General features: G+C 65.2%; 20 protein-coding genes and 1 pseudogene. 10 read left to right on the top strand and 11 right to left on the bottom strand.

Annotated features, from left to right (window positions below; all coding sequences use genetic code 11):
- Positions 1–233: 233 nt before the first annotated feature.
- Together GL284_RS15585 and GL284_RS15580 are read right to left on the bottom strand one after the other, a co-directional pair.
- Entirely contained in the window at positions 234–1,133 is a 900-nt protein-coding gene (locus tag GL284_RS15585; protein ID WP_155045565.1) for a FecR family protein, read from the bottom strand.
- Complete coding sequence (locus GL284_RS15580) at positions 1,123–1,617, bottom strand: RNA polymerase sigma factor (protein ID WP_155045564.1); 495 nt, start codon at positions 1,615–1,617, stop codon at positions 1,123–1,125. The genes GL284_RS15585 and GL284_RS15580 overlap by 11 nt, the downstream gene beginning before the upstream one ends.
- A gap of 191 nt (positions 1,618–1,808) precedes the next feature.
- Between GL284_RS15580 and GL284_RS21950 the strand changes: the two are divergent.
- A pseudogene (locus GL284_RS21950) lies at positions 1,809–1,934 on the top strand (TA system antitoxin ParD family protein); the annotation flags it as partial.
- Between the two features lie 174 nt (positions 1,935–2,108).
- Here GL284_RS21950 and GL284_RS21340 read toward each other — a convergent pair.
- Positions 2,109–2,291 carry a hypothetical protein gene (locus GL284_RS21340; protein WP_155097799.1) on the bottom strand — a complete coding sequence of 61 codons (183 nt, stop codon included), beginning with the start codon at positions 2,289–2,291 and terminating at the stop codon, positions 2,109–2,111.
- 257 nt (positions 2,292–2,548) lie between these two features.
- On the opposite strand from GL284_RS21340, the gene GL284_RS15570 reads away from it, so the two are divergent.
- From GL284_RS15570 to GL284_RS15545, 6 genes are all read left to right on the top strand, one after another.
- On the top strand, positions 2,549–3,424 hold the full coding sequence (locus GL284_RS15570; protein ID WP_196216787.1) for a LysR family transcriptional regulator: 876 nt from the start codon (positions 2,549–2,551) through the stop codon (positions 3,422–3,424).
- A gap of 187 nt (positions 3,425–3,611) precedes the next feature.
- The gene (locus GL284_RS15565) at positions 3,612–4,643 is read left to right on the top strand and encodes a TRAP transporter substrate-binding protein (RefSeq protein ID WP_155045561.1); all 1,032 of its coding nucleotides are present in this window, start codon (positions 3,612–3,614) and stop codon (positions 4,641–4,643) included.
- Between the two features lie 10 nt (positions 4,644–4,653).
- Entirely contained in the window at positions 4,654–5,199 is a 546-nt protein-coding gene (locus GL284_RS15560; protein ID WP_155045560.1) for a TRAP transporter small permease subunit, read from the top strand.
- On the top strand, positions 5,196–6,479 hold the full coding sequence (locus GL284_RS15555) for a TRAP transporter large permease (RefSeq protein ID WP_155045559.1): 1,284 nt from the start codon (positions 5,196–5,198) through the stop codon (positions 6,477–6,479). Before GL284_RS15560 ends, GL284_RS15555 begins: the two co-directional genes overlap by 4 nt.
- Before the next feature lie 11 nt (positions 6,480–6,490).
- Positions 6,491–7,159 (top strand): DUF2848 domain-containing protein, encoded by a 669-nt coding sequence (locus GL284_RS15550; protein WP_155045558.1) that lies wholly within the window; start codon positions 6,491–6,493, stop codon positions 7,157–7,159.
- Positions 7,156–8,412, top strand: coding sequence for an amidase family protein (locus tag GL284_RS15545; RefSeq protein WP_155045557.1), 1,257 nt, complete (start codon positions 7,156–7,158; stop codon positions 8,410–8,412). The genes GL284_RS15550 and GL284_RS15545 overlap by 4 nt, the downstream gene beginning before the upstream one ends.
- Positions 8,413–8,861: 449 nt before the next feature.
- On the opposite strand, the gene GL284_RS15540 is transcribed toward GL284_RS15545, so the two are convergent.
- A complete protein-coding gene (locus tag GL284_RS15540) occupies positions 8,862–11,399 on the bottom strand; it encodes a calcium-binding protein (RefSeq protein ID WP_155045556.1) in 2,538 nt (845 codons plus the stop codon).
- An 846-nt stretch (positions 11,400–12,245) separates the two neighbouring features.
- Between GL284_RS15540 and GL284_RS15535 the strand changes: the two genes are divergently transcribed.
- Positions 12,246–13,562, top strand: coding sequence for an MFS transporter (locus GL284_RS15535; protein ID WP_155045555.1), 1,317 nt, complete (start codon positions 12,246–12,248; stop codon positions 13,560–13,562).
- Between the two features lie 114 nt (positions 13,563–13,676).
- Positions 13,677–17,045, top strand: a complete 3,369-nt coding sequence (locus tag GL284_RS15530) for a molybdopterin-dependent oxidoreductase (protein WP_155045554.1) — start codon at positions 13,677–13,679, stop codon at positions 17,043–17,045.
- An 80-nt stretch (positions 17,046–17,125) separates the two neighbouring features.
- Here the strand turns inward: GL284_RS15530 and GL284_RS15525 are convergent, their stop codons facing one another.
- Both GL284_RS15525 and GL284_RS15520 read right to left on the bottom strand, forming a co-directional pair.
- Complete coding sequence (locus GL284_RS15525) at positions 17,126–18,409, bottom strand: Nramp family divalent metal transporter (protein ID WP_230383099.1); 1,284 nt, start codon at positions 18,407–18,409, stop codon at positions 17,126–17,128.
- A gap of 151 nt (positions 18,410–18,560) precedes the next feature.
- A complete protein-coding gene (locus tag GL284_RS15520) occupies positions 18,561–19,511 on the bottom strand; it encodes a dihydrodipicolinate synthase family protein (protein WP_196216788.1) in 951 nt (316 codons plus the stop codon).
- A 134-nt stretch (positions 19,512–19,645) separates the two neighbouring features.
- Between GL284_RS15520 and GL284_RS15515 the strand changes: the two genes are divergently transcribed.
- Positions 19,646–20,671, top strand: coding sequence for a LacI family DNA-binding transcriptional regulator (locus GL284_RS15515; protein ID WP_155045553.1), 1,026 nt, complete (start codon positions 19,646–19,648; stop codon positions 20,669–20,671).
- A gap of 26 nt (positions 20,672–20,697) precedes the next feature.
- On the opposite strand, the gene GL284_RS15510 is transcribed toward GL284_RS15515, so the two are convergent.
- The 5 genes from GL284_RS15510 to GL284_RS15490 form a co-directional block, all read right to left on the bottom strand.
- Positions 20,698–21,456 carry an iron ABC transporter ATP-binding protein gene (locus tag GL284_RS15510; protein ID WP_155045552.1) on the bottom strand — a complete coding sequence of 253 codons (759 nt, stop codon included), beginning with the start codon at positions 21,454–21,456 and terminating at the stop codon, positions 20,698–20,700.
- A complete protein-coding gene (locus tag GL284_RS15505; protein WP_155045551.1) occupies positions 21,453–22,412 on the bottom strand; it encodes an iron chelate uptake ABC transporter family permease subunit in 960 nt (319 codons plus the stop codon). Before GL284_RS15505 ends, GL284_RS15510 begins: the two co-directional genes overlap by 4 nt.
- A gap of 1 nt (position 22,413) precedes the next feature.
- Positions 22,414–23,367, bottom strand: coding sequence for an ABC transporter permease (locus GL284_RS15500; protein WP_155045550.1), 954 nt, complete (start codon positions 23,365–23,367; stop codon positions 22,414–22,416).
- 3 nt (positions 23,368–23,370) lie between these two features.
- Positions 23,371–24,279, bottom strand: coding sequence for a siderophore ABC transporter substrate-binding protein (locus GL284_RS15495; protein WP_155045549.1), 909 nt, complete (start codon positions 24,277–24,279; stop codon positions 23,371–23,373).
- A 128-nt stretch (positions 24,280–24,407) separates the two neighbouring features.
- Positions 24,408–26,063, bottom strand: coding sequence for an ABC transporter ATP-binding protein (locus GL284_RS15490; RefSeq protein ID WP_155045548.1), 1,656 nt, complete (start codon positions 26,061–26,063; stop codon positions 24,408–24,410).
- Positions 26,064–26,065 lie beyond the last annotated feature (2 nt).

Here is a 26,065-nt window from a genome sequence, read left to right as displayed (position 1 = left end):
CGGCACAGTTCCGGCACCGCAACGCCGCCCTCAGCCTGGCGCAGCACCGCCATGATCTGCGGCTCGGTAAATCGGGTTTTTCTTATTCGAATCTCCTCAGTTCACGCTACGAGAAAATTCTACTGCCAAACCCCTTAACCACGGGGAGGATTACCCCTGAACCATGGGTAAGTGCCGCCCTTGCAGCTGTTACAATCGGCGCGACGATTTTTTCACTGCGGCGGCAACTTTTTTCACAGCGCCGAGATGATGGTCAGCAGCGGGGTGACCTGACGCACCTGTCCGCCGGTCGGCTGCACGGCGGCCCGCAGCGCCGCCAGCGGATCGCGCAGGTCATAGATCCCACTGATCCGGCGCCCGGCCAGCGAGGGCGAGGCGATGACCAGCCTGCCCGGCAGCCAGCGCGCGATGCGCGCCGAGACGCTGGCCAGAGGCTCGCTCTGCGCGATTAGGAAAGCGTCGCGCCAAGAGGCGATTTCGGTCGGGGGGCGGGTACCTGCCTGCAGCGTCCTGCCTTGGGTGTCCAGTCGCAGCCAATCGCCTGCCGCCAGTATACGGTTCTGTGCGCTGACCTGACCCCCGGCGACGGACAGGTCGATTTCCCGCGCCTGCATCGACAGGTCGAACTGCCCTTGCGACAGCTCGAACGCGCAGTCATCGGCGCGCAGGCGGAACGGCTGCGGGGCCGCTTTGATGTCCAGAAAGACCATGCCTTGCAACAGGGCCGCCTGACGCGGCGCGGGGGCGGCCAAGGCTGTCTTCGGGCCCAGCGTGACCCTGCTGCCATCGGCCAGAGTGACCTCGCGGATTTCGGCCAGCCCGGTCTGGTAATCGGCCCGCGCGACAGTCACCAGCCCCGGTCCCAGCGACAAGCCCAGCCCCGCAAGAGCCAGCCCCCCGATCAGCAACGTGCGGCGCGGCATGCCGGCTGTGTCCTTTGGGGCTAGCACCTCGCCACTTAGCCCGTGCAGCTTTGCGGCGCGACACCATGCGGCCTCATGCTGGGGGCTGCGCTGGCGCCAGCTGCGGATCAATGACAGCGTGATCTCGGGGCTGGGCTCGCTTTGCAGGCGGATCAGCAGGTCGATGGCCTGATCCAGCAGGGGCGCGCCCGATCCACGATCAGCGCTCATCGACGCGCTCGGCCAGATGGCGATAGGCCTCGCGGATCAGCCCCCAGGCCCGCGAGGTCGAGATGCCGAGGATCTGTCCGATCTCGGCCATGCTGCGTTCCTCGATGCGGTGCATGACAAAGGCCCGGCGGGTGCGGTCGGGCAGTTCCGCCAGCGCCAGCGCCGCCTGATCAAGGCATTGCCGCGCATGAAGCGCCTGATCGGTGGTCGGGGCCTGACTGGCAAGGTCGTCTTCGCCCAAGGCCACCATCTGGACCAGCGCCTCGCGCCGGCGGTGGTTGATGCCCAGCCGATGAGCGATGCGATAAAGATAGGCGCGGGGATTGTAGGCACCGTTCGTCTGCGGGACGGGCCTCGCCAGCACCCGCAGAAATGCATCCTGTGTGAGGTCATCAGCGACATCCGGGTTCAGACCGGCCCGCCGCAATGCCCGCGCCGTGCCGCCCGCATGGCTGCGATAAAGTGTCGAGATATCCCAGCTCATGGCGATGGCATCATGGTCATTTTGCGGTAACACGATCCTCGGGGCGACGGAATTTTCGTTGCCATTCTTCGGGGCACGGGCAGGTGTGGGAAAGAACGCTGCCGCGAAAATGTCAAGAGGATTGAAGATTTCTCTGCTGCTGCGGGCATGCCATCGCGGCGCGGGTCCAGATAATTGAAATCGGCGGCACCATGCCCAGCTGGCGCAAATCCGATCTCCATAGCCGTTCTGTGGCGGGCCAGATCATCCACCGGCTGCGGCTTGGTCGCGCGATCCGGCAATCGGGATCCTGTGATCATGCCCGTGTGACCGCCGCCTCGGCACGGCCGGACTGCGAAAGCAAGACGCGGTTGTCAGACTGCACGCCGCATTCGATTGGGATGCAGTATTCCTGATCGGCGCAGGTTCGCGAAATGTGAGTCATGTCGGATTCATGCAGGCTGGGGGAAGGGCTGCGCGCAGGGCAAACCACTCAATCGACGTTGGCAAGGTCACAGGATGGTCGCACCGGCATCACCCTGCTGCGCCAACTTTCCCGGTCCTGACAAGGGATCGGCGTTCAACAGCTGCGCTGCAATGTCTTGTGCCCGGCGTGAAAGACTATTTTCCGCCGGTTCACCATCCGTAACCGGGCATCCGCGGATCGTGGGATGCGGTGCCGCAAGATAGATCAAGGATCTAGGCGCATCCTTGGGGCCGGGCGTCTATGACCGGCGGCCCGGCAACGCTTGGGGCTAATTCGGACCGCGGCTGGCGAGCATTCGATACCGTGAGCGGCAGGTCAAGCCGGCCACTGAAGAAGCGGCTGAGGCAATTACCCGTGTCCCTGTCCGAACGCCCCTCGGCACGGCTGGCCGCCGCTCCTCCCCCACCCCCGCAAGCCCCCACCTGCCGTCTTGACGCCGCGCGCGGGGCAGCGAAAAGGTGGTCCATGTTCGGCTTTCGCGACATCTTCATCATTCAGGCCATCGTGCAGCATGGCGGCTTTCGTGCGGCGTCCGACGCGACAGGTGTGGCGCAATCTGCCATCTCGCGTCGGGTTCGCCATCTTGAAGACCGGATGAAGATCACGATCTTTGAACGCGACGGGCGGGGGGTGCGGCTGACGGCGGTCGGACGGCGCCTGCTGGAAGAGGCGGATACCCTGATTACCCAGCGCGACCGCATTCTTGAGGAATTGACGCAGAACATCATGGCCGGGGTCGTCCGGCTGGGGGTTGCGGAAACCCTTAGCCATACGGTGCTGCCGCTGATGCTGACCGAATTGCGCCGCCGCCACCCGCTGCTGAGATTCGAGATCTCGGTGGACACGTCCGAGCAGATGGCGCGGATGCTGATGGCCGACCAGTTGGATGTGGTGATGCTTCTGCGCGATCAGGCCCCGCGCGAGGCCACGGTGACGCCCCTGCCGCCGGTCAGCCTTGGCTGGTTCGTGTCCGCCGCGCATTTCACGATTCCGCAGCCCGCACGGGTCGAGGATATCGCCGATCTGCCAATCGTGACCTTTCCAAAAGGCAGCCTGCCGCACCGGCAGGTCGAGGCGCTTCTGTCGCCCCTGCGGCGGCAGGCGGCGGCGGTGCATGGGTCGGCGTCTCTGGCGACGATGTTGCTGCTGGTGGATCGGGGCTTCGGCATCGGCACGATTCCCCACGATCTTGTCGCCGGCTGGCCTCAGATGAAGCTGCAAGAACTGCATGTCGCTACCGAGGCGCGATTGCCGGATCTGGAATTCGTCATCGGCTATCTGCCCGATCGCAATGAGAAAATCGGGCGCGAAGTCACCTCGGCTGCGCTGGCATCGCATTGACTGATCTGTTTTTGGCATCGGTATTGCACATCATTGAATTCTTGATGCGATAGGTTCTGGCTGCGATTTTGGGCACACATCCGCGGGGCCCGACTGACCGAAGCCCCGCATCGGTGTTCGTGGCCCGCATGGTCCGGGCATTCAAGAATGCGCCGCAAAGGCCGCAATGATCCAACAGGAGAACGATATGAAACTTGCCGCCGCCATTCTGGGGACGACGATGCTTGCCACTCCGCTTATGGCCGAGGAGCTGAGCGTGGTCGGAAGCTGGAGCAACCTTCCCCTTTATCAGGATTTTGAAACGCCGTTCTGGACGCAGAAGATCGGCGGCCTGACCGATGACCAGTTCACCGCCCAACTGACCAGCTTTGACCAGATGGGCATGGCGGGGGCCGATGTGTTCCGCATGCTGGGCGACGGGCTGTTCGACGTGGGCGCGACCGTGGCCGATTACACCGTGGGCGACGCGCCCGAGCTGGAAGGGCTGGATGTGCCGCTGCTGGCGACGACGGTCCCCGAGGCACAAGCGATGGTCGATGCGGCCAAACCGATGGTTGGCGATATCATGCGCGCCCGCTTCGGGGCCGAGCTTCTGGGCATTGCCCCTTATCCGCCGCAGATCGTGTTCTGCCGGGGTCAGATCACGTCGCTGGACGATCTGAAGGGCAAGAAGGTGCGCGGCTCGGGGCGCATGACCACCAAGTTCCTTGAGGCTCTGGGGGCCGAGGGCATCAACATCGCCTTTTCCGAGGTTCCGGGATCGCTGGAACGCGGCGTGATCGATTGCGCGGTGACCGGGGCCGGGTCGGGCTTTTCGGCCGGATGGTGGGAGGTCAGCGACACGCTGGTCGCCTTGCCGTTGGGCGGCTGGGATCCGGTGGTTATCGCCATGAATGGCGACAAGTTCGACGCCCTGTCCCCGGACCAGCAGACCGTGCTGAAAGCGGCGGTTGCCGAAGGGCTGGAGGCGCCCGCATGGGACGCGGCCGAAGGTGGGCTGGATGCGGACATGGCCTGTCTGACGGGGGCGGATGCCTGCCCGCAACCGACGAAAGCCGCGATGACGCTCTTGGAACCTTCCCCAGAGGATATCGCTGCGGCCCGCACCATCCTGACGACCGAGGTTCTGCCCGACTGGTCCAGCCGTGCCGGTGCCGAATGGGTCACCCGCTGGAATCAGACGGTGGGCGCCACCTCTGGCGTGACCATCGCGCAGTAGGGCCAAACTCATGATCGATGACATCCACGGCGCGCTTCGGCGCGCGAATGGGGCCATCGCCATCCTTCTGGGGGTGGCCTTGATCCTGACGGTTCTTTTCATTCTGTCCGACGTGCTGTTGCGGCGCTTCGGCCTTGGTTCGCTGGGCGGTTCGGACGAAGTGTCGGGCTATGTCATGGCGGCGGTCGCAAGCTGGGGGCTTGCCTGCGCGCTGATGGACCGCGCGCATGTGCGCATCGACCTGATCCGCCAGAAACTGGCCGATCCGGGCCGGGCATTGATGGACATCTTCGCGATGATCGTCACCACCTCGGTCATCCTGCTGATCGCGGTGAAATGCTGGCCGGTCCTGTCCAAGACCCTGACCAGCGGCGCGCGGGCCAACACCCCGCTGCAGACGCCCCTGTGGATTCCGCAGGGCATCTGGTTCGCCGGCTGGGTCTGGTTCGCAGTGACCGCGACCGCGCTCAGCCTGATTGCCATCTATTACCTTGCCACCAATCGCCGGGCCGAGCTTGAGGCGACCATCGGCATCGGATCGGAGTTGGACACATGATCTGGACCGTCGCTTTTTCGCTGCTGGGCCTGATGGCCCTGTCGCTGCCGGTGGGCATCGTGCTGTTCCTGCTGGGCATCGGGGTAGGCGAGTTCTTCTCGGCCTTTCCGTTGCTGCGCGGCTTGGGGCAACTGATCTGGTCGTCCTCGGCGTCCTCGACCCTGATCGCCATTCCGCTATTCGTCTTTCTGGGCGAAATTCTTGTGCGCGGTGGCGTGGCCGAGCGGACCTATGGCGCATTGGACAAATGGCTGTCCTGGCTGCCGGGCGGGCTGGTCCACGCCAATATCGCCACGGCGACCATGTTCTCGGCCACGTCGGGATCCTCGGTCGCAACGGCCGCGACCGTGGCCACCGTCGCCATGCCGCAGGCCGAGCGTCTGAACTATGATCCCCGACTGTTTTCCGGCGCCATCGCGGCGGGCGGCACGCTGGGCATCCTGATCCCGCCGTCGATCAATCTGATCGTCTATGGCTTTCTGACCGAGACCTCGATCCCGCAGCTGTTTTCCGCCGGTCTGATCCCCGGTCTGCTGATGGCGGTGGGCTTCATGGTGATCACGGTGCTGATCTGCGTCATCCGCCCGTCGCTTGGCGGTCCGTCGCGCAGTTTCGACTGGGGCGCGCGGCTGCAAAGCCTGACCCAGCTTGTCCCGATCATGCTGCTGTTTGGTGTCGTCATCGGCTCGATCTATGCCGGGTGGGCCACGCCCACGGAATCTGCGGCAATCGGCGTCGTGATGGCGGCCATCATCGCCTTCGCCTTTGGCGACGGGCTTGGCCGCGTGGCTTTGGCCGATGCGCTGAAGGGCACGATCCGCATTTCGGCGATGATCATGCTGGTGGTGGCGGCGGCCTCGTTTCTGAACTTCGCCATGACGGCGGCGGGGCTGGGGCGGCAACTGACGCAGATGATCGAAGGCGCGGGTCTGACCCCGTTCGGCACGCTGCTTCTGGTGATCGCGCTTTACATCGTGCTGGGCTTTTTCATCGAGACGCTGTCGCTGATGGTCGCGACCATTCCGATCGTCGTGCCGATCATGGCGGGCCTTGGCTATGACAAGGTCTGGTTCGGTATCCTGATGATCGTTCTGATCGAAATGGCGCTGATCACGCCGCCCGTCGGGCTGAACCTGTTCGTCGTGCAAGGCGCGCGGCGGTCGGGATCCATCAATCAGGTGATCATGGGGGCCATCCCCTATGTGCTGGTCATGCTTTGCATGGTCGCCGCGCTGATCGCCATGCCGGGGCTGGCGCTCTGGCTTCCCTCTATCCTGTGAAAGACCAAGACATGACGTTTATTCTGAACGGCGCCCCGCTGGATATCGCGCCCGCACATCTGGTGGTGGCGGGCTGGACCGGGCGCGACGCCGCCGCGATCCAGCATCATATCGACGAACTGGCCGCATTGGGCGTGAAACCCCCATCGACCACGCCCCTGTTCTATCGTGTGGCCGCGCCGCTGCTGACCACCGCCGCGCAGATCGAGGCGGTCGGCCCGAATTCCTCGGGCGAGGTCGAGCCGCTGATCCTGCAGGTGGACGGCCGGCGTTACCTTGGTCTGGCTTCCGATCACACCGATCGCGCGCTGGAGGCGCATTCCGTCGCCATGTCCAAGCAGGTCTGCGCCAAACCCTGCGCCGCCGAGCTGTGGCCATGGGAGGAGGTCGAGCCCGTGCTGGAGGACATCCGCCTGCAAAGCTGGATCCAGGAGCGGGGCGCGTGGGTGCCCTATCAGGACGGCACCATTGCCTCGATCCGGCCCTTGGCGGACCTGATCGCCGGGGCCGATCTGGACGGGTTGGCCGCAGCGGGCGGCGTGGCGATGATGTGCGGCACGTTCGGCGCCAAGGGCGGCGTGCGTCCGGCCGCGCGGTTCCGCATGGCGATGACCAACCCCGCCACGGGCCGCAGCATCACCCATGAATACGAAACCGTCACGCTGGCGGAGGTCGCATGATCGCGGCCTTCCGCAGCAAGGTCGACACTGCCATCGCCCGCGTCGAGGCGATGGCCGAGGCCGAGCGCCGCGCCATCTTCACCGAATTCGATCCCGTCCGCATAAGCGCCGAGGCCGAAGCTCTGATCGCCCGGCACGCGGCGGGCGAAAAGATGGCGCTGTTCGGAACGCTGGTTTCGGTCAAGGATCTGTATGATGAGGCCGGGCAGGTGACGGCAGCCGGATCACGGCTTCTGTCCGACCAGCCGCCCGCCAGTCGCGATGCGGTGGGTGTGGCCCGGCTGCGCGCGGCCGGTGCGCTGATGTTTGGCCGCACGTCGATGTCGGAGTTCGCCTATTCCGGCGTGGGCCTGAACCCGCATCACGGCACGCCGTCCAGCGTTCTGGCGGCAGGCACCATTCCCGGCGGCTCGTCGTCGGGCGGGGCGGTCACGGTGGGGCTGGGGCTTACGGATGCGGCGCTTGGCACCGATACCGGCGGGTCGTTGCGCATCCCTGCGGCGGCGAACGGTCTGTGGGGGATCAAGCCGACGCAGGGGCTGATCGACGATAGCGGCGTGCATGCCCTTGCCCCCAGTTTCGACACGCCCGGCCCGATGGCCGCCGACCCCGACCTGCTGCGCCAGATGGTCGAAGTGATGGCGGCAACCGCTTTGACGGACGCGACCACGGGGCCTTACACGCTGGCCGTGCCGGTCGGGGCTTTCACCAACGGCCTGTCACCTGAGGTTGAGGCGCTGTTTGCTGGCGATCAGGCGCGGCTGCGCGCGGCGGGGCACGAGTTGCAGCCGCTGGATCTGACGTTTCTGGGCGAGGCGATCGGTCTGAACCGCATCATCGTCGCGGCGCAGGCACATCGGATCTATGCCTCACATCTGACCGCGCTGGAGACGGCGGGCGATCCGCGTGTTCTGTCGCGCATCCGGTTTGCGGAAACGCTGTCACCCGCGCAGGTGCAGGATGCGCTTGCGGCGCGGGCCCAGATCGCGGCCCGCTTCGACGCCGCGATGGCCCCCTTCGATGCGGCCATCGCCCCGACGCTTATGCGCATGCCTCCGACCATTGCCGAGGTCGAGGCGGATTTCGACGCGCTGAACGCGGCGATGCTGCGCAATACCTCGCTGGTCAATCTGGCGGATGGCTGTGCCTTGGCGATGCCCACGGCGGGTGCGGGCGGCTGGTCGATGACCATGCTGGTCGGACGGCGCGGCACGGATGCGCGGCTGTTCGCTGCGGCGCGGGCATATGGCTGAGGGCTGAAGACCGGGCGTCCCGGTCGTCCGTGCGGCGCAGCGTCCTGATCAGATCAGGGCGCTGCGCCGTGCGATGGATCGCTGCAACGCCTGTCGGTTCGCGCTGTTGGCACAGTCGTGAAGGTCACCGGCGTTGGCGCGTGGGCCGCTGCGTCGAACTGCGGCGCGAAACTCAAGCCCGGAATCCGTGCGCGGTGTCGGCGCTGTCACGCGCCGCATCGCAGCCTTGGCAGTATCATCTGTCGACGCGCCAAAGCGGCCTTATCGGGTGCTGCCATGGATCCGCGCCCCAAGGTGTCTGCTGACGGGCCATGGCTGGATGACAACGATCTGGCCGCCAGATCATCCAACCGCGCAAAGCCAAACGACCGGCCAAACCGCATGGGCCATGACCACGCCATCTGCTGCGCCGGGGCCTTCACCAGCGCGGCAGATGGCTGCCGTCGGGTCTACAGGAAGAAGTCCGCCGCGCTCAGCGCCGGTGCGCCGCGCAGCTCAAGCCGGAAATCGGCGATGGCGTCGCCGTCCAGATCTGCGGTGACGATGGTGCTGCCGCCTTGGGTCTCGGTCCGCAATTCGCCGCCACGCCCGCTGAAACCTGCATCCCCGATCAGACGGAACGCCTGGTTCCCGGCGCGGGTCGCATCCGCGTCGATGCTGCGCAGATCGATCCGGTCTCCCTCGGACGCGTCGAAGTCCAGGATCACGTCGCCCGAACCTGCCGCGCTTTCACTGGCGCTGCGGAACACGAAACGGTCAGCCCCGTCGCCGCCACTCAGCGAGTCATCTCCCAAGCCGCCAGAGATCGTATCCGCACCAACTCCACCGTAAACCGTATCGTTGCCGCCCCGCGCATCCAGCACCGCATTGCTGCCGCCGCTGATGTAATTGTCCAGATCATTGCCCTGACCGCGATTGGCCGTGCCGCCGAGATACAGCCAGTCGACGCCAGCGGTCATGGTGAAATTGACCGAGCTGTGAACGACGTCATGCCCGTCACCGCCAATGACCCGATCACCCAGATTGTCGACGTAATAGTCGTTGATCCCGCCGCCGCCCGTCATGGTGTCAGCGCCAAGGCCGCCATCCAGAGTGTCGCTTTGCGTGCCGCCGGTGATGCGGTTGTTCAGGGCATTCCCGGTCAGGTTTATGCTGGTGCCGTGATACACGAAGTGTTCGACATTCTGCGGGATCGTGTAGGACACGCTGCCGTAGGAATAGATGAAATGCAGCGTATCGACACCGCCATTCGCCTCTTCGACAATCGAATTCAGGCGGTGATAGGAATAATAGGTATCGTTGCCCGCGCCGCCGATCAGCGTGTCTTCGTTGGGCTCTCCCTCCCAGCGGCGCATACTGTCCAGCACATTGTTGCCCGCATTTCCGACCAGCAGATTGGCATAGATCGTGCCTGTTGCATTGATATTCGCCGTGCCGGTCAGCACCACGTTTTCGACATTCGCCGCGGCCCGATAGCTGACCGAGGTCCGGACGGTATCCACGCCGCCACCGGCAAGTTCGGTGATCACATCTCGCGCATTGTCCACGATATAGACATCCGCGCCGGCACCGCCCTCCATGGTATCCGCGCCCCGGCCGCCGTCGATCAGGTTGGCGGCGGTGTTGCCGCGGATCCAGTTGCCCGAGGCGTTGCCGGTCGCCGTCAACGAGGCGGTGCCGGTCAGGGTCAGATCTTCGACATTGGCGCCCAGCGTATAGTTGACCGAGGCCTCGACCGTATCGCGTCCCGCGCCGCCCAGTTCGATCACCACATCGCCTGCGTCGTCCACGACATAAGTGTCGTGACCGCCGCCGCCCTCCATCGTGTCGGCACCCATGCTGCCGTCGATGCGGTTTGCACCGGCATTGCCGACCAGACGGTTCGCGATGGCGCCGCCGGTGATGTCGATATTCGCCCGCCCGGTCAGAATGCCGACCTCGACATCCGTGAGGGAATAGCTGACGCTGGAGCGAACCGTATCGTATCCAGCGCCGCCGCTGACCTCATCCCAGATATGGTCGACGATCAGCACATCATCGCCCGCGCCGCCCAGCAGGGTGTCGAAGCCAAGCCCGCCATCCAGCGTGTTATTGCCGGAATTGCCGGTGATCAGGTTGTTTTCGGCATTGCCCGTCCCGGTGATGTCGGCGGTTCCGGTCAGTTCCAGATCCTTGATGTTCGGCCCCAGCGTAAAGCTGACCGAGGATTCGACGGTTTCATACCCGCCCGGTTCGACGATCACCACATCGCCGGGATTGTCGACGATGAAGCGCGTGAAGTTGCCACCGCCGATCATCGTGTCGGCCCCACGCCCGCCATCGACGTAACCCCTGCCGCCGACCATGTGGTTGTCCAGATCGTTGCCGATCAATTCAACTGACCCCGACATTCGGTCGATGACGTTTTCGACATTTTCGGGCATCCTGTAGAAATAAAAGCGAACCGGGCTGGATGACCATTCAAAGCCGCGGTTCGGGGTCAGCACGGTGTCGATGCCGCCATCCGCCTCCTCGATCACCACATCGCCATAGCTCAGGTCATAGGTATCGTTGCCCGCGCCGCCGATCAGCATTTCCGGGTCATTGGTGCCGATCAGCGTGTCGTTGCCCGGACCGCCCATCGTCAGGTTGAAATCCGCGATCTCGATGCTGACGACCTGCCTTTGGCTGCCATCGCTGAACTGCGCATCGCCGCCCAGCTGCACGATCAGCGAGGCGGTCTCGGTCGGTTCGCGGATATAATCGCGCAGCGCGGCGATATTGATGGTGATGCTGCGATCCTGCGGCGTGACCGAGGCGACATCGAACCAGCCGCTTTCGGACAGCGGCTGCAGATCCGTGTTGGCGGCCGAGCCGTCGAAGGCGATGGAATAGCTCCAAGTCACCATGTGGTTCTGCAAGCCCTGAAAGCTCAGCAGCAGATCCCGGCTTTGGCCTTCGACAAGGCCGATCGTCGAGGGCAGAAGCGGGGTGGTGGGGCTGGGCATATGACGCTCCGATAACGGTTACAAAAACATGGGCTTGCGCGAATGACGACTTCCGCAAGGGCTGTCGAGGGTGCAGACAAAATCGACTTTTGGAGAGCGCGCCGATCCGCCACAACCTGCCATTTCCGCTGGTTGCTGCCGGCGCGCGTTCGCCTCAGGATTGTCCGGCGTTCCGTCATACCTGGCGTTGATGTGCCAAGACGCCGCTGATTGCCCGCAGATCCGAACGCGCGATTTGCCCGGATTTCACGCCATGGCGATGATATGGGGCGCGGTTGCCTGATTTTTCGGCCTTGCGGGCGGCTTTGGCCGAACTTCCGCAGACAGCCCGCATAAAAAGCTATCCAGCATTTATTGTTTGTCTGCAAATGATGATCGCATGGGAATCATGGAGAGCGTCCGTGACGCATATCAGGCAAAGCAAGATCGCGGCCTTTGGGGTTGCAGCAGCCATGGCCACGATCCGACGCTCACCGGCGGGGCGCGCCATCGGCTTCTGCGACGCGCTGCCCACGCTTGGGCCGCTGCATGCCGGGAAAAATATCCGTCCCACAAGAAGGGCTGCGCGATCTGCGCGCGATCCGTCACAGGCCTTGGCTTTGCCGTGCACAGATGGCGGGCGCCAACGCCCGGGTCGCGCTTCAGGCGTGATTGCAGGGCAGGGCTGCGCGAAATCTCGAACGTCTACATATGGTTTACGCAAGCAAAAGGCAGACCGGACGGCGTCGTCTGTCACTGGGCCGACCTGACAGCGCCGGGACAGGCGAGACGTGAAACGGCCGGGACGGTGGCTTGCCATCCAACCCAAGCCACAGTTCAAAAAGCAAAACACCAACGGGGAAATCAATGTCATCAGCAACCATATCCGTCGAGCAGGGCATACAAGCCGCTGGCGTCGGCAAGTTCCAGTATCGCCTGTTCGTCATCTTCGGCCTTGTCTGGCTGGCAGATGCGATGCAGGTGCTGTCCATCGGCTTCAGCGCGCCCTCGATTGCCGCGAGTTTCGGCATCACCGTGCCGCAGGCTTTGTCCACCGGGACGCTGTTCTTTACCGGGATGCTGATCGGCGCCTTTGCCTTTGGTCGGCTGGCGGACCGTATCGGACGCCGCCCCGTCCTGCTGATCGCGGTGTTGATCGACGCGATCTGCGGCGTGGCTTCGGCCTTCGCGCCCGATCTGCAATGGCTTCTGGTGCTGCGCTTCCTGACGGGCGTGGGCGTGGGCGGCACGCTGCCCGTCGACTATACCATGATGGCCGAATTCCTGCCCGCATCGCGGCGCGGTCGCTGGCTGGTGTTTCTGGAATCCTTCTGGGCCATCGGCACCATCGCCTTGGCCATTCTGGCGCTGGTCGCGGCGAATTTCGGTCCTGACGCATGGCGGATCATCTTCTTCGTCACCGGCATTCCCGCGCTGATCGGCGTCGTGCTGCGCTTCTATATCCCGGAATCGCCGCATTATCTGAACAAGACCGGCAAATCCGACGAGGCGCGCAAGGTGTTGCAGCGTGTCGCGAAATCCAACGGCTCGACGGCGGAAATCGCCCCGCTGACCCCCGAGGTGATGGAGCGCAAGTCCATTCTGGCGCTGTTCAGCGGCGGGATCGTGCGGCGCACGGTCTGCCTGATGGCGGCATGGGCGCTGGTGTCCATGGCCTATTACGGCGTCTTCGTCTATCTGCCCATCCGGCTGTCCGGCGAAGGGTTCGGCTTCATGCGCGGTCAGGTCTTTCTGATCATTCTGGCCATCGTGCAGCTGCCCGGCTTTGCGCTGGCGGCCTATGGCGTGGAAAAATGGGGCCGCAAACCGACGCTGATGGGCTTTCTGCTGCTGTCTGCCGTGGGCTGCCTGTTCTATAGCTTCGGGACCAATACCTATGTCGTCGTCGGATCGACCTTGCTGCTGAGCTTTGCGCTGCTGGGCACATGGGCCGGCCTTTACGCCTTCACCCCCGAGGTCTATCCCACCAGCCTGCGCGCCAGCGGCATGGGCCTGACCGGCGCGACGGCACGGTTCGGCGGGCTTCTGGCGCCCTCGATCATCGCCCCGATCATGAGCACGCAGTTCACGCTTGCGCTGATCGTGGTCTCCAGCATGCTGGTCGCGGCGGCGGTGGCGATTTGGCTGATGGACATCGAATCCCGCAACCGCGTGCTTGAATGACAAAGGCCGGGGCGACGGGGGCGGGGCAGGGCGACCTGCCGCCCTGTCCGTCGCCCCGCCGCGCGCGGCTAGGTGCCGCGCCCTGTCGCCCGACTGCCCAAAGGACCCCGCCCGATGAGCCAGATCCGTTCCTTTTGCACGCTGTGCCGGTCGCAATGCGGCACGATCAACGTCGTCGAAGGCGGGCGTCTGGTCGAGGTGCGCCCTGACCCCCACCACCCCACCGGACAGGCCGCCTGCCGCAAAGGCAAGGCCGCCCCCGAGATGCTGGCCGCAAACAACCGGATCCTTTATCCGATGCGCCGCACCACCCCCAAGACCGACCCGGATCCCGGCTGGGAACGCCTCAGCTGGGATCAGGCGCTGGACATCGTCGCCGCCAGACTGACCCAGATCCGCGACACGCATGGCCCCGAGGCCGTGGGCTTTCTGGTCACCACCAAAAGCGGCACGGCGATTGCCGATGGCATCGAATGGGTCGACCGCTTCACCCGCGTCTTCGGCAGTCCCAACGTCACCGGCGCGACCGAGATCTGCAACTGGCACAAGGACAGCGCGCATAAGTTCACCTTCGGCTGCGCCATGCCGATGCCGGATTACGAAAATGCCGGGCTGATCCTGCTCTGGGGGCACAATCCCACCAGCACATGGCTGTCGCAGGCCGATGCCATCGGACGGGGCCGCGCGAATGGTGCGCAGATGATCGTCGTCGATCCGCGCCCCACGGCTTTGGCGCAGGCCGCCGATCTGTGGCTGCGCGTGCGCCCCGGCACCGATGCCGCGCTGGCGATGGGCCTGTCGCGCCTGCTGATCGGCACCGGGCAGGTGAAATGGGATTTCGTCACCGGTTGGACCAATGCGCCCTTGCTGGTGCGCGGCGATACGGGCCGCTTTCTGCGCGCAGCCGATCTGTCGGGACATGATGATCCGCGCCTTGTTGCTTGGGACAGGGCGCAGCACGCGCCCGTGCCATATGACACCCGCCACGCCTTGCCGAAATCTGCCGATTTCGCGCTGGATGGCCGCATGGAGGTCACGCTTGCCGATGGCCGCAGCGTCGCCTGCCGCCCGGCATTCGATCTGTTCCGCGCCAATTGCGCCGAATGGACGCCCGAGCGGGTCGAACAGGTCTGCGGTGTGCCCGCCCCGGACCTGCGCCGCGCGGCGGATCTGCTGGCCGCGCATGGGCCTGTGGCCTATTACGCGTGGAACGGCGTCGGCCAAAACACCAATGCCACCCAGACCGAGCGCGCCTTGGCCACGCTTTACGCGCTGTGCGGATCCTTCGATGAACCCGGCGGAAACCGCGTTCTTGCCACCCACAAGATCAACGCCGTCGACAGCCCCGCGCTGATGCCGCTGGCGCAGCAGCAAAAGGCCATCGGCGCGGCAGAGCGTCCGCTTGGTCCTCCGGCGCAGGGGCGGATCAAGGCGCTGGATCTGTATCGCGCGGCGGCCACCGGCAAGCCCTATCCGCTGAAGGCGTTCTTTGCATTCGGCACCAACCACCTTGCCACCCAAGGCGATGAGGCCGAGGTCCGCGCCGGCTTTGAAAGCGCCGAGTTCCATGTGCATTGCGAATGCGTCGACACGCCCACGGCGCGATATGCCGATATCGTGCTGCCGGTGAACCTGCCATGGGAACGCGAAGGGCTGCGCGTCGGCTTCGACATCAGTCCCGCCGCGAATGAACTGATCCAGCTGCGCCCCGCCGCCGTCCCCCCGATGGGCGAGGCGCGCAGCGATACCGAAATCGTTTTCGATCTGGCGGTGCGGCTGGGCTTTGGCGACATGTTCTTTGGCGGCGACCCCGAGGCTGGGCAGGATCACATCCTTGCGCCGTTGAACGTGACCAGCGCCGAATTGCGCGCCGCCGGTGGCCAGATCCGCCGCCCGCTGGAACAGGGCCTGCGGAAGTATCGCAAGCTTGCCGCGGATGGCACGGTCGCGGGCTTTGACACGCCGACCCGCCGCGTCGAGTTCTATTCGGAGTTTCTGCTGGGTCACGGACAGGCGCCGCTGCCGCATCACCCGCTGCCCGCAGATGGCGCGGATTCGGCGCTGCCCTTGCTGATGACCAGCATGAAGAACGGCTATTTCTGCCACAGCCAGCACCGGGGCATCGCCTCGCTGCGCCGCCGCCAGCCCGAGCCGGGCCTGTGGCTGCATCCCGATCTGGCCTTGGCGCGCGGCATCGCGCCGGGCGATCTGGTGCGCGCCTTCAACAGCCATGGCGCGGCGCTGTTTCGCGCCCATACCGATGCGCTGCTGGCGCCGGGGGTGGTCGCTGCCGAATTCGGCTGGTGGGAAAGCTGTGAGCCGCTGGGACGCGCGGGTCCGAAAGCCTCGAATTTCAACGCGCTGGTTTCGGCCGATGCGCGCGATCCCATCAGCGGCTCGGTCGCGCATAAGGCCGTGCCCTGCGACATCGAACGCGCCGACGATCCGGCGATCCAGCCATGGACCGGCACGCGCCGTTTCGTCGTCAGCGCGCTGAGCGCCGAGGGGTCCGAGGCAATGCGCGTCACCATGACCCCCGAAGACGGCGGTCCCTTGCCGGATTTTCTGCCCGGCCAGCACCTGTCCATCGGCCTGCCGGGCGCGGGGACGCAGGTGCCTTTGGTGCGGTCCTATTCGCTGACCAGTCCGGCAATTCTTGCCCGCCGCGACAGCTATGAGCTGTGCATCGGCCGCGCGCTGGATGCCAGCGGCGGTCCCGGCAAAGCCTCAAGCTATGTCAACGACCGCCTTGCCGTGGGCGAGATCGTGACGCTGGAGACGCCGAACGGGAATTTCACCATTCCCACCCAGTCGAAAGCGCCGCTGATCCTGATCGCCACTGGCATCGGCATCACGCCCTTTGTCAGCTATCTGGAAACCTTGCTGGATCAGGTGCCGCGCCCGCAGGTGCTGCTGATCTATGGCAACAAAAGCCGCCAGACGCAGGCCTATGGCGCGCGTCTGGCCGAACTGGCGGCGCTGATGCCGGAACTGACGGTGCTGTGCCGCTATAGCCGCGATCCTTTGGTGGATGCCGCCCTTATCGGGCGGATCGGCCCGGATCTGATCCCGGACGCGCTGATCGCGCAATCGCCGCGCGTCTATCTGTGCGGTTCGCAGGCGATGATCGACGGCTTCACCGGCCCGTTGAAGGGCCGTGGCGTGCCGGGTTTCGACATCTTCAGCGAAGAATTCCGCTCTCCGATCCAGCTGCCCACCACCGGCAATGAGACATTCGAGGTCGAGTTCCGCCGCAGCGGCAAACGCGCGATGTGGACGGCGGCATCCGGAACGCTGCTGGAGCTTGCCGAGCGCAGCGGTGTGCCTGCGGCCAGCGGTTGCCGGGTCGGGCAATGCGAAAGCTGCGCCGTGCGCGTGCTGGGCGGCGATGTGGCGCATCTGGTCGCGACCGCGCTGGACGATGCCAGCCTTGCGCTGGCCTGCTGCGCGATCCCGGCCAGCAAGGTCGTGCTGGATATGTAATGGTCCCAAGATGAAACGCCCCCCGAAGCGCAACCGCGTCGGGGGGCGTTTGTCGTCTCAGGCGCGCTGGGCATGGCGTCCTATTGCGCCACCATCCCGGTCAGCGACGCGATCAGCAGCCCGCTTGAGGCCAGAATGGCCAGAAGCCCGATGCCGCCCATGGCGTTCTGCCACCATGTATTGCGCAGCTTGCCCATCATCGGCTTGTTCGCGATCACGATCAGCAGCACGCCAAGGAACGGCGCGACCAGAACCGTCATGGCCTGCGCAAAGATGATCAGCTGCACGCGCGAGCCGGGGGCGAAGGCGACGATGGCCAGACCGAAGGCCAGCACGAAACCCACAAGGGCCTTGGTACGCAGGCAGTCGAAATTGCCGCCCCAGCCCAGCCCGTCCGACAGCAGCGTGCCGCCTGCCGTGGCATTGGCCAGCATCGACGAAAACGCCGCACCGAAAAAGCCGATGATGAAGATCTTGGCGCCGATCTCACCCGCCAGCGGCGTGAAGACATTCGCAAGCTGCACCAGCGTTTCCACCCGCTGTCCGGTATGGCCCAGCACGGCGGCGGCCACCATGATGACCAGCGCGGTCATGATCCCCGGCGCGACGATGCCGGGAATGGTGTCGGTGATCGTGGCATCGCGATACTCGCTGGGTTTGATCTTGCGGGCGCGTGTGGCGTAGCTGGTGAAGAACGCCGCATTGATCGAGAAATTGGTCCCGACCAGCGCAATGATCAGGATCTCGCTGCCCGGCGGCAGGGTGGGCATCAGGCCCGACATGCCCTGAACCCAGTCGGGCTGCACCATGAAGGCGCTGGTGACAAAGCCCACGGCCATCGCGGCGACCAGCACCAGCAACACGCGCTCGACCACGCGATAGACGTTGCGCATCAGCAGGATGAAGGCGACGCCGATGGAACATAGCAGCGTCCACAACAGCGCCGGGCCACCAAACAGCATCGACAGCGCCAGACCGGACCCGGCGGCATTGCCCACCGAAAAGCACAGCGTGATGAAAAAGACGCTGATCCCCGCCAGAACGCCCACGGGTTTGCCAAGCGTCGTCTTGATGGTCTGGATCAGCGAGGCCGGGGCGCTGATGCCGATGCGCACGCTCATATCGGTGAAAAAGATCATCAGCAGCGTGGACAGGGCAATGACCCAGATCAGCGCATATCCGAATGCGCTGCCCGCCTCGACCGCCGAGGCAAGGTTGCCGGGGCCGAACTGCCATGCGCCTGCGATGAAGGCGGGGCCGATCAGCGCCAGCCGTCGCGCCCAGGTCGAGGGCGCGGATGCATCCTTGTCGTAATCTCTGATCTCGGTCATCGCGCCGAGCTTGTCTTCGACGTTCTCGTTCATATGCGTGTCCTCCTCCACGCGGCAGCCTTGCGATCGCGCCTCCCTGCGATCATCGCGCCTGCCTTGATCTGGCCGAATGCCCGGTCCCGCCACCGGGGCGGAACCGAAGATCGGAAATGGCCCGCGCCAAGGGCGCAGGCCGGTCCGCTGATTACTCGGCGGCGAGCACGGCTTCCTGAATCCGGCCCACACCCGCAGCGTCGAAGGCGTCGAAGATTTCCTTCTCGGCTTTTTCGCCCAGATTCTTCAGCGGCTCGCGGATGGTGGCGTGATCCAGAATACCACGTTTCACCAGACCCAGCTTCAGCGCGACCGTGCCCTCCATATGCGAGCCACGGTGATAGACGGTGCGGGTGATCGGCAGAAGCTGTTCAAAGACCTTGCGGGCTTCGGTGTAGTTCTGCGCCTTGCCTGCCTCGATCAGCTTGACCAGCAGTTCGGGGGCGATATTGCCATAGCCGACCAGCAGGCCGTCCACGTCGAACATCGTCGGCAGCAGCCATTCGTCATGGCAGGACAGGATCTGCAGGTTCGGGTTGGCTTTTTTCAGCTCCGGGATCTCGACATACCAACGCTTCATGTTGCGCACGCCGTTTTTGGTGGCGACCACGCCTTCTTGCGTGGCGATGTCCAGCTGGGTGTCCAGATCATACGAGGCCTTGGTGGCATCGGGATACTGGAACAGGATGCATTGCAGGCCGGATTCTTCCCAGATCGCCTTGTAGCGCGACTGCGGAGCGCCTTTCTGATAGCCAAAGCGCAGCCAGCCATGGTTCGGATAGACCAGCGCGCCGGTGGCGCCTGCGGCCTTGCATTTCTTGGCTTCTTCGGCGGCAACCTTGGTGCCTTCGCCGGTGATGCCCGCGATGATCGGCACGGCGCCGTCCACGGCTTCGACATAGGTGCGGATCAGGGCAAGGCGTTCGTCTTCGGTCAGGAAGGTGCCTTCGCCGGCATGGCCAAGGATGACCAGCGACTTGACGCCTTTGACCGATACCAGCCAGCGCGCCAGACGGGCATTGGCTTCGTGATCGACGTCGCCGTCGCGGGTAAAGGCGGTGACGGGGGCGGGGCTCAGGCCGCGCAGGTCCATGGGGGTCATTTTTCTCTCCTCCGGGTGGCTCAGGTGATTCCCTGCTTATGGGAACGTTTCTGGGAACGATCCCAACATGGCTTTGCATTCCGAATCTGTCAAGGCTAGATTGAAGCGAACCCACCCAGGAAAGCAGGCACGCCATGAGAGAGGAAAAATCCGAGCGCAGCTCTCAGGCTCGGGTGACGATCATGGACGTGGCCGAGGCGGCGGGCGTGTCCAAGTCCAGCGTCTCGCGGTTTCTGGATGAAAGGCTGCCGCCCTCGCAAAGCGAGGTGGCCAAGCGCGTGCGCAAGGTGGCGCAGGATCTGGGCTATGTGCGCGATGTGTCGGCGGCCAGCCTGCGCCGGGGATCGACCGGAACCATCGGCGTCATCGTGCCACGCCTGACCGATACCGTCATGGCGATGCTGTATGAAGCCCTTGCGCGGGCGGCGGCGCGGACCGGGCGGTTTGCCATCGTCGCCACCTCGGACGACGATCTTGCGGCGGACCGGCGCGCGGCCGATGCGCTGCTGAACCGGGGCGTCGACGGTCTGATCTTGTCCACCGCGCGTCAGGGCGAGGATTTCACCCGCGACCTTGCCCGGCGCGGGGTCGCCTTTGCGCTGGCGCTGCGCACCGATGGCGTCAGCCCTTCGGCCGTGGGGGATGACCGGCTGGGCGGGTATCTGGCGACGCGCCATCTGATCGACCTTGGCCACAGCCGCATCGGCCTGATCGCCGGTCCCGCCTATGCCTCGAACGCGCGGGGCAGGGCTGACGGCTATGCCGCCGCCATGGCCGAGGCCGGTCTGCCGGTCGATCCCGGCTGGGTCGTGCCGTCAGGCTTTGGCATCGAGACGGGGGCCGAGGCGGCAACCACGCTGATGGCGCTGCCGCAGCGCCCGACCGCCATTTTCGCGGTGAACGACAATACCGCGATCGGGGCGCTGTCGGCGCTGGCGGGCATGGGCCTGCGCGTGCCCGAGGATGTTTCGCTGGTGGGCTATAACGACATCCCCATCGTCAGCCATCTGGCGACACCGCTGACCACGGTCCGCGTGCCCTTCGACCAGATCGCCGCCGAGGCGCTGGAGCTGGTTTTTCAACCCGAGGGCACGCAGGGCGACGCGACGCGGCTTCTGGCGCCCACGCTGATCCCGCGCCGCTCGACGCGCAAGATCTGAGGCCGCAAGATCTGAGGCAGCAAGGCTTAGCGGTAATACAGCGCCATGCGATGCCCGGCGATCTCTTGCACGGGAATATCCATGTCATACAGCCGCGACAGTGTGTCCGGCGTGACGATCTGATCCACCGCGCCGGTGGCAAAGACCTTGCCATCCAGCATCGCCACGATCCGGTCGGCATAGCAGGAGGCGAAGTTGATGTCGTGCAGCACCACGATGACCGTCTTGCCCAGATCGCGCGCGGCCTGTGCCAGCAGCCGCATCATGCCGCGCGCGTGTTTCATGTCCAGATTGTTCAGCGGCTCGTCCAGCAGGACGTAATCGGTGTCCTGCGCCAGCACCATCGCGACAAAGGCGCGCTGCCTTTGCCCGCCCGACAACTGGTCGATGAAGCGTTCGGCCAGCGGGCCAAGGTCCAGATAGTCCAGCGCGCGCTGGATGGCCGCGCGGTCAGGTTCGCTCAGCCGTCCCTTGGAATGCGGAAAGCGGCCAAAGGCCACCAGCTCGCGCACGGTCAGGCGGGCGACAAGGTGGTTTTCCTGCCGCAGGATCGCCAGCTTGCGGGCCAGATCGCCGCTGGGCGTCGTGGTGACATCCATGCCGTCCACGCTGACGCTGCCCGTATCGGGCGCAACCAGCCGCGCCATGATCGACAGCAGCGTGGATTTCCCCGCGCCATTCGGCCCGATCAGCGCGGTCACGCCGCCCTTGGGCAGCACCAGCGACACATCATGCAGCACGGTCGTCCGGCCATAGGATTTCGAGACGTTCCGGATTTCGATCATCTGCGTCCCTTTGCGATAAGCAGCGCAATGAATGTCAGCCCGCCGATGAATTCCACGACGATGCTCAGCGCGGTGTTGAAGGCAAAGACCCGCTCCAGCACGGTCTGCCCGCCGACCAGCATGATGATCCCCACAAGCGAGGCCGCCGGCAGCAGATAGCGATGCGCCGACTGCCCCACCGCCAGATGCCCCAGACTGGCGGCCAGAAGGCCAAAGAACAGCACCGGCCCCACCAGCGCCGTCGAGACCGAGACCAGCAGCGACACCGCCGCCAGCACCAGCAGCGTCTCGCGCCGCCAGTTCAGGCCCAGATTGACCCCGACGGGCCGCCCCAGCGCCATGACATCCAGCCGCGCCAGGCGCGGGATCAGCCACAGCGTGACCGCCATGACGATCAGCGTCGACACGCCCAGCAGCATGGCGGGGATCGTGTTGAAGCTGGCAAACAGCATGTCCGTCAGCACCATGAATTCGTTGGGATCCAGCAGCCGCTGGACGAATTGCGCCAGCGTGCGCAGGAAGATGCCAAAGACCACGCCGATCAGCAGCAGCCGGTGCAGGCTGCGCTCTTCGCCGCCGAACAGCCACAGATACAGCGCCATCGAGGCCGCGACCATCACCACGATGTCGCCCAGAAACATCAGCCGCGGATCGAACCCCGCCACCACGCCCGAGCCGAACGCCGCCACCAGCAGCGTGCTGCCCAGAACGAACAGCGCATCAAAGCCCATGATGGCGGGCGTCAGGATGCGGTTGGCGGTCACGGTCTGGAACAGCACGGTGGAAATGGCCACGGCATGCGCGACCAGCAGCAGGCCCAGCAGCTTCTTGCCGCGAAACGGCAGCACGAAGCCCCAGTTGCCGCGCGCGCCCAGCACCATGAAGCAGATGACGGATGCCGCCGCGCATAGCGCAAGGGCGATCAGCGCCAGCCGGGCGCGGCGGTCGTGCGACATGTCACGCAGCACGGCGGCCTCGCAGGATCAGGATCAGGAAGACGGCGCTGCCGATGACGCCAAGGACCGTGCCCACCGGGATCTCATAGGGGGCGCGGATGATGCGGCCCAAAATATCGCAGGCCAGCACCAGCGAGGCGCCCGACAGCGCCACCCATGGCACGGCGCGGCGCATGTTGTCGCCAAGCGCAAGGCTGACGATATTCGGCACGATCAGCCCCAGAAAGGGGATCATGCCCACCGTCACCACCACCACCGCCGTCACCAGCGACACGATGGCCAGCCCCAGCGCCACGACGCGGCCATGCGCAAGGCCCAGCGACAGCGCGATGTCGCGGCCCAGCCCCGCCACGGTGAAGCGGTCCGCCGCGGTCCACGCGATGGCGGCCAGCAGCGCGCCCAGCCACAAAAGCTCGTATCGGCCGCGCAGCACGCCCGACAGATCGCCCTGCGTCCAGGCCAGCACCGTCTGCATCATGTCGAAGCGATAGGCGATGAAGGCCGTGCCCGCGCCGATGACGCCGCTGTAAAGAATGCCCAGCAGCGGCACCAGCATCGGGTCGCGCAGCGGCACGCGGCGCAGCATGGCCAGAAACAGCCCCGCGCCCGACATGGCGAATGCGCTGCCCACCGCCATCTTGACGATGATCGGCGCGCCGGGCGCCAGCAGGGTGACGACCAGCAGGCCAAGCCCGGCAGCCTCGGTCGTGCCGGTATTGCCCGGCTCGACGAAGCGGTTGCGGATCACGATCTGCGTCAGCAGCCCGGCAATGGCCATGGACGCCCCCGCCAGCAGCAGCGCCAGCATCCGCGGGACGCGGCTTTCGACCAGCACCAGCCAGTCGGTGTCATTGCCGGCCAGAATGCCCGCCAGACTGACATTGGAGACACCGACGAACAGGCTTGCCACCGCAAGCCCGCACACCAGCACCACTCCCGCCATCAGCCAGCGCATGGATCAGGATTTCGCGGCCAGCGCCGTGGTCAATTGATCCAGCAGGCGGTTCAGCGCGGTATATCCGGCATAGGCGACATAGGCCGCATGAGCATCCAGATAGACCACCTGACCCTGCTGCACGGCCTTGGTCTGCGCCATCAGCGCATTGTCCAGCATCGACTGCGCCCCCGCGCCCGCATCGCCGACCCCGGCGTCGCGGTCGATCACGAAGATCCAGTCCGGGTTCTTTTCAAGAATATATTCGAACGAGATCACGTCGCCACCGTGGAAACGGTCGTCGATGTTTTCCTCCAGCGGGGCAAAGCCCAGTTCCTTGTGGATCCAGCCCACGCGCGAGGCGGGGCCGTAAGCGCCCAGCTTGCCGCCATTGGTCACAAGGATCAGCGCCGTGGCGGCATCTGGGGCGACCTGCTTCAGATGCGCCAGCTTGCCGTCGATTTCGGCGGTCATTTCGGCCGCACGCTGTGGCTTGCCAAAGATCTGGCCCACCCGCGCGATATTGTCATCGACCGAGGCGAACAGATCGTCGCCGACGCTCAGATCGACGGTCGGCAGGATCTGCGACATCTGGGGATAGGATGTCCGGCTGCGGGTGCCGACGATCATCAGATCCGCGCCCGAGGCGGCGACGGCCTCATAGTCCGGCTCAAACAGCGTGCCGACCTTCAGATAGTCGTCGGATGCGTATTTCTGCAGATAGTCGGGCAGGTTGCCGTTGACCACACCGGCAGGCTCGGCCCCCATGGCATCCGCGATGTCCAGGGCGTTGATGTCCAGCACAAGCACCTTGGACGGCGCGGCGGGCAGATCGGTGCTGCCCTGCGAATGTTCGATCGTCATCGGATCGGCAAACGCCATTCCGGAAGAAAGCAGCATTGCGCCGGTCGCGGCGATAACCTTGTGAAACATCTGGATCTCCTTCGGACACGCGCGCAGGTAAGGGGTGATGGCGCAGCCGGTCAACCCATCCTGAGCGTTTCTCTAGGGTTATCTGGCGCGAAATTGAACCGGCAGGGATGCTGCCCGCGCAGGCGCGCCTAGACGTGGCCGGGGATCGCCGCGACCAGACTGCGGGTATAGTCGTTCTGCGGCGCGCGGAAGATCCGGGCCGGAGGGCCGCTTTCCACCACCTTGCCGCGATGCATCACCAGCACATGATCGCAGATCTGGCTGGCCACGCGCAGGTCATGCGTGATGAAGATCATCGCCAGATGGCGTTCCTGCTGGATGCGGGCGAACAGCTCAAGGATCTGCGCCTGAATGGACACGTCCAGCGCCGAGACCGCCTCATCGGCGATGATGATTTCCGGATCAAACATCAGCGCCCGCGCGATGCCGATGCGCTGGCGCTGTCCGCCGGAAAATTCATGCGGAAACCGCTGATAGGCCATCGGGTCCAGCCCGACCTGCCGCAGGATCTCATGCGCCTTGGCCCGCGCCTCGGCCGGTTTCATGCCCTGCGCCACCGGCCCCACGGTCAACGACGCCCCGACCGTCTGGCGCGGGTTCAATGAGGCATAGGGGTCCTGAAACACCATCTGGATGCGCGGGCGCAAGGGCCGGAACTGCGCCTCGGTCAAAGGCAGGATATCGGTGCCGTCCAGCAGGATCTGCCCCGCATCGGCATCGGTCAGCTTCATCAGCACCTTGCCCATCGAGGACTTGCCCGACCCGCTTTCGCCCACCACGCCGACGGTCTGGCCGCGGCGCAGGGTGAAGCCCAGATCGCGCACCGCCTGCACCTCGCGCCGGCGGCCCAGAAAGCCCGAGGAGGTGCGATAGGTCTTGTCCAGCCCGCTGACCTCAAGCACGACGGGCGCGTCGGGGCCAAGCTCCTTGTCGGCTTCGCGCAGATGCGGCACGGCGGCGATCAGGCGCTGGGTATAGGGATGGCGCGGCGCGGTCAGCACCTGCGCCGCCGGGCCCTGTTCCACCAGCAGGCCCTTTTCCATGACGATCACCCGGTCGGCGATATCGGCGACGACGCCGAAGTCATGGGTGATGAACATCACGCTCATGCCCTTTTGGCGCTGGATGCGGCGGATCAGGTCAAGGATCTGCTTCTGCGTCGTCACGTCCAGCGCGGTCGTCGGTTCGTCGGCGATCAGCACATCGGGATCCAGCGCCAGCGCAATCGCGATCATCACGCGCTGACGCTGGCCACCCGACAGGCGGAAGGGATATTGGTGGCGCAGCAGTGGCGGATCGGGCAGGCCGACCTCGGTCAGCAGCTCCAGCACCTTGGCGTCGCGCTGGCTGCGGTCGCGCCAGCCATGGGCCACCAGCACCTCGTCGATCTGCGCGCCGATGGTCATCAGCGGGTTCAGCGCCGACAGCGGATCCTGAAAGATCATCGACAGCGATTTGCCCCGCAGCGCGCGGCGCTGGCGTTCCGGCAGGGCCAGCAGATCCTGCCCGGCATAGATGATCCGCCCGCCCGCAACCTTCATGATCGGCGGCAAAAGACCCATCACCGTGCTGGCCGTGACCGATTTCCCCGACCCGGATTCGCCGATGATGCACAGGATTTCGCCGCGCCTCAGATCGAATGAGATGGCTTCGACGGCATGGCGGCGATCCATCTGCACCGGCAGGCTGACAGTCAGGTCACGAACCGACAGCACGGCATCGGCAGGCGCGGGATTGGCGAGAGGCGTATCGGGCACAGGATCGGACGGCACAGGATCGGACATGG

Origin of the sequence: Paracoccus shanxieyensis (assembly GCF_009711265.1) — a bacterium.
Classification (GTDB): domain Bacteria; phylum Pseudomonadota; class Alphaproteobacteria; order Rhodobacterales; family Rhodobacteraceae; genus Paracoccus; species Paracoccus shanxieyensis.
Note: the sequence above shows the minus strand (reverse complement) of the source record. Positions and strands in the feature narration are given on the sequence as shown.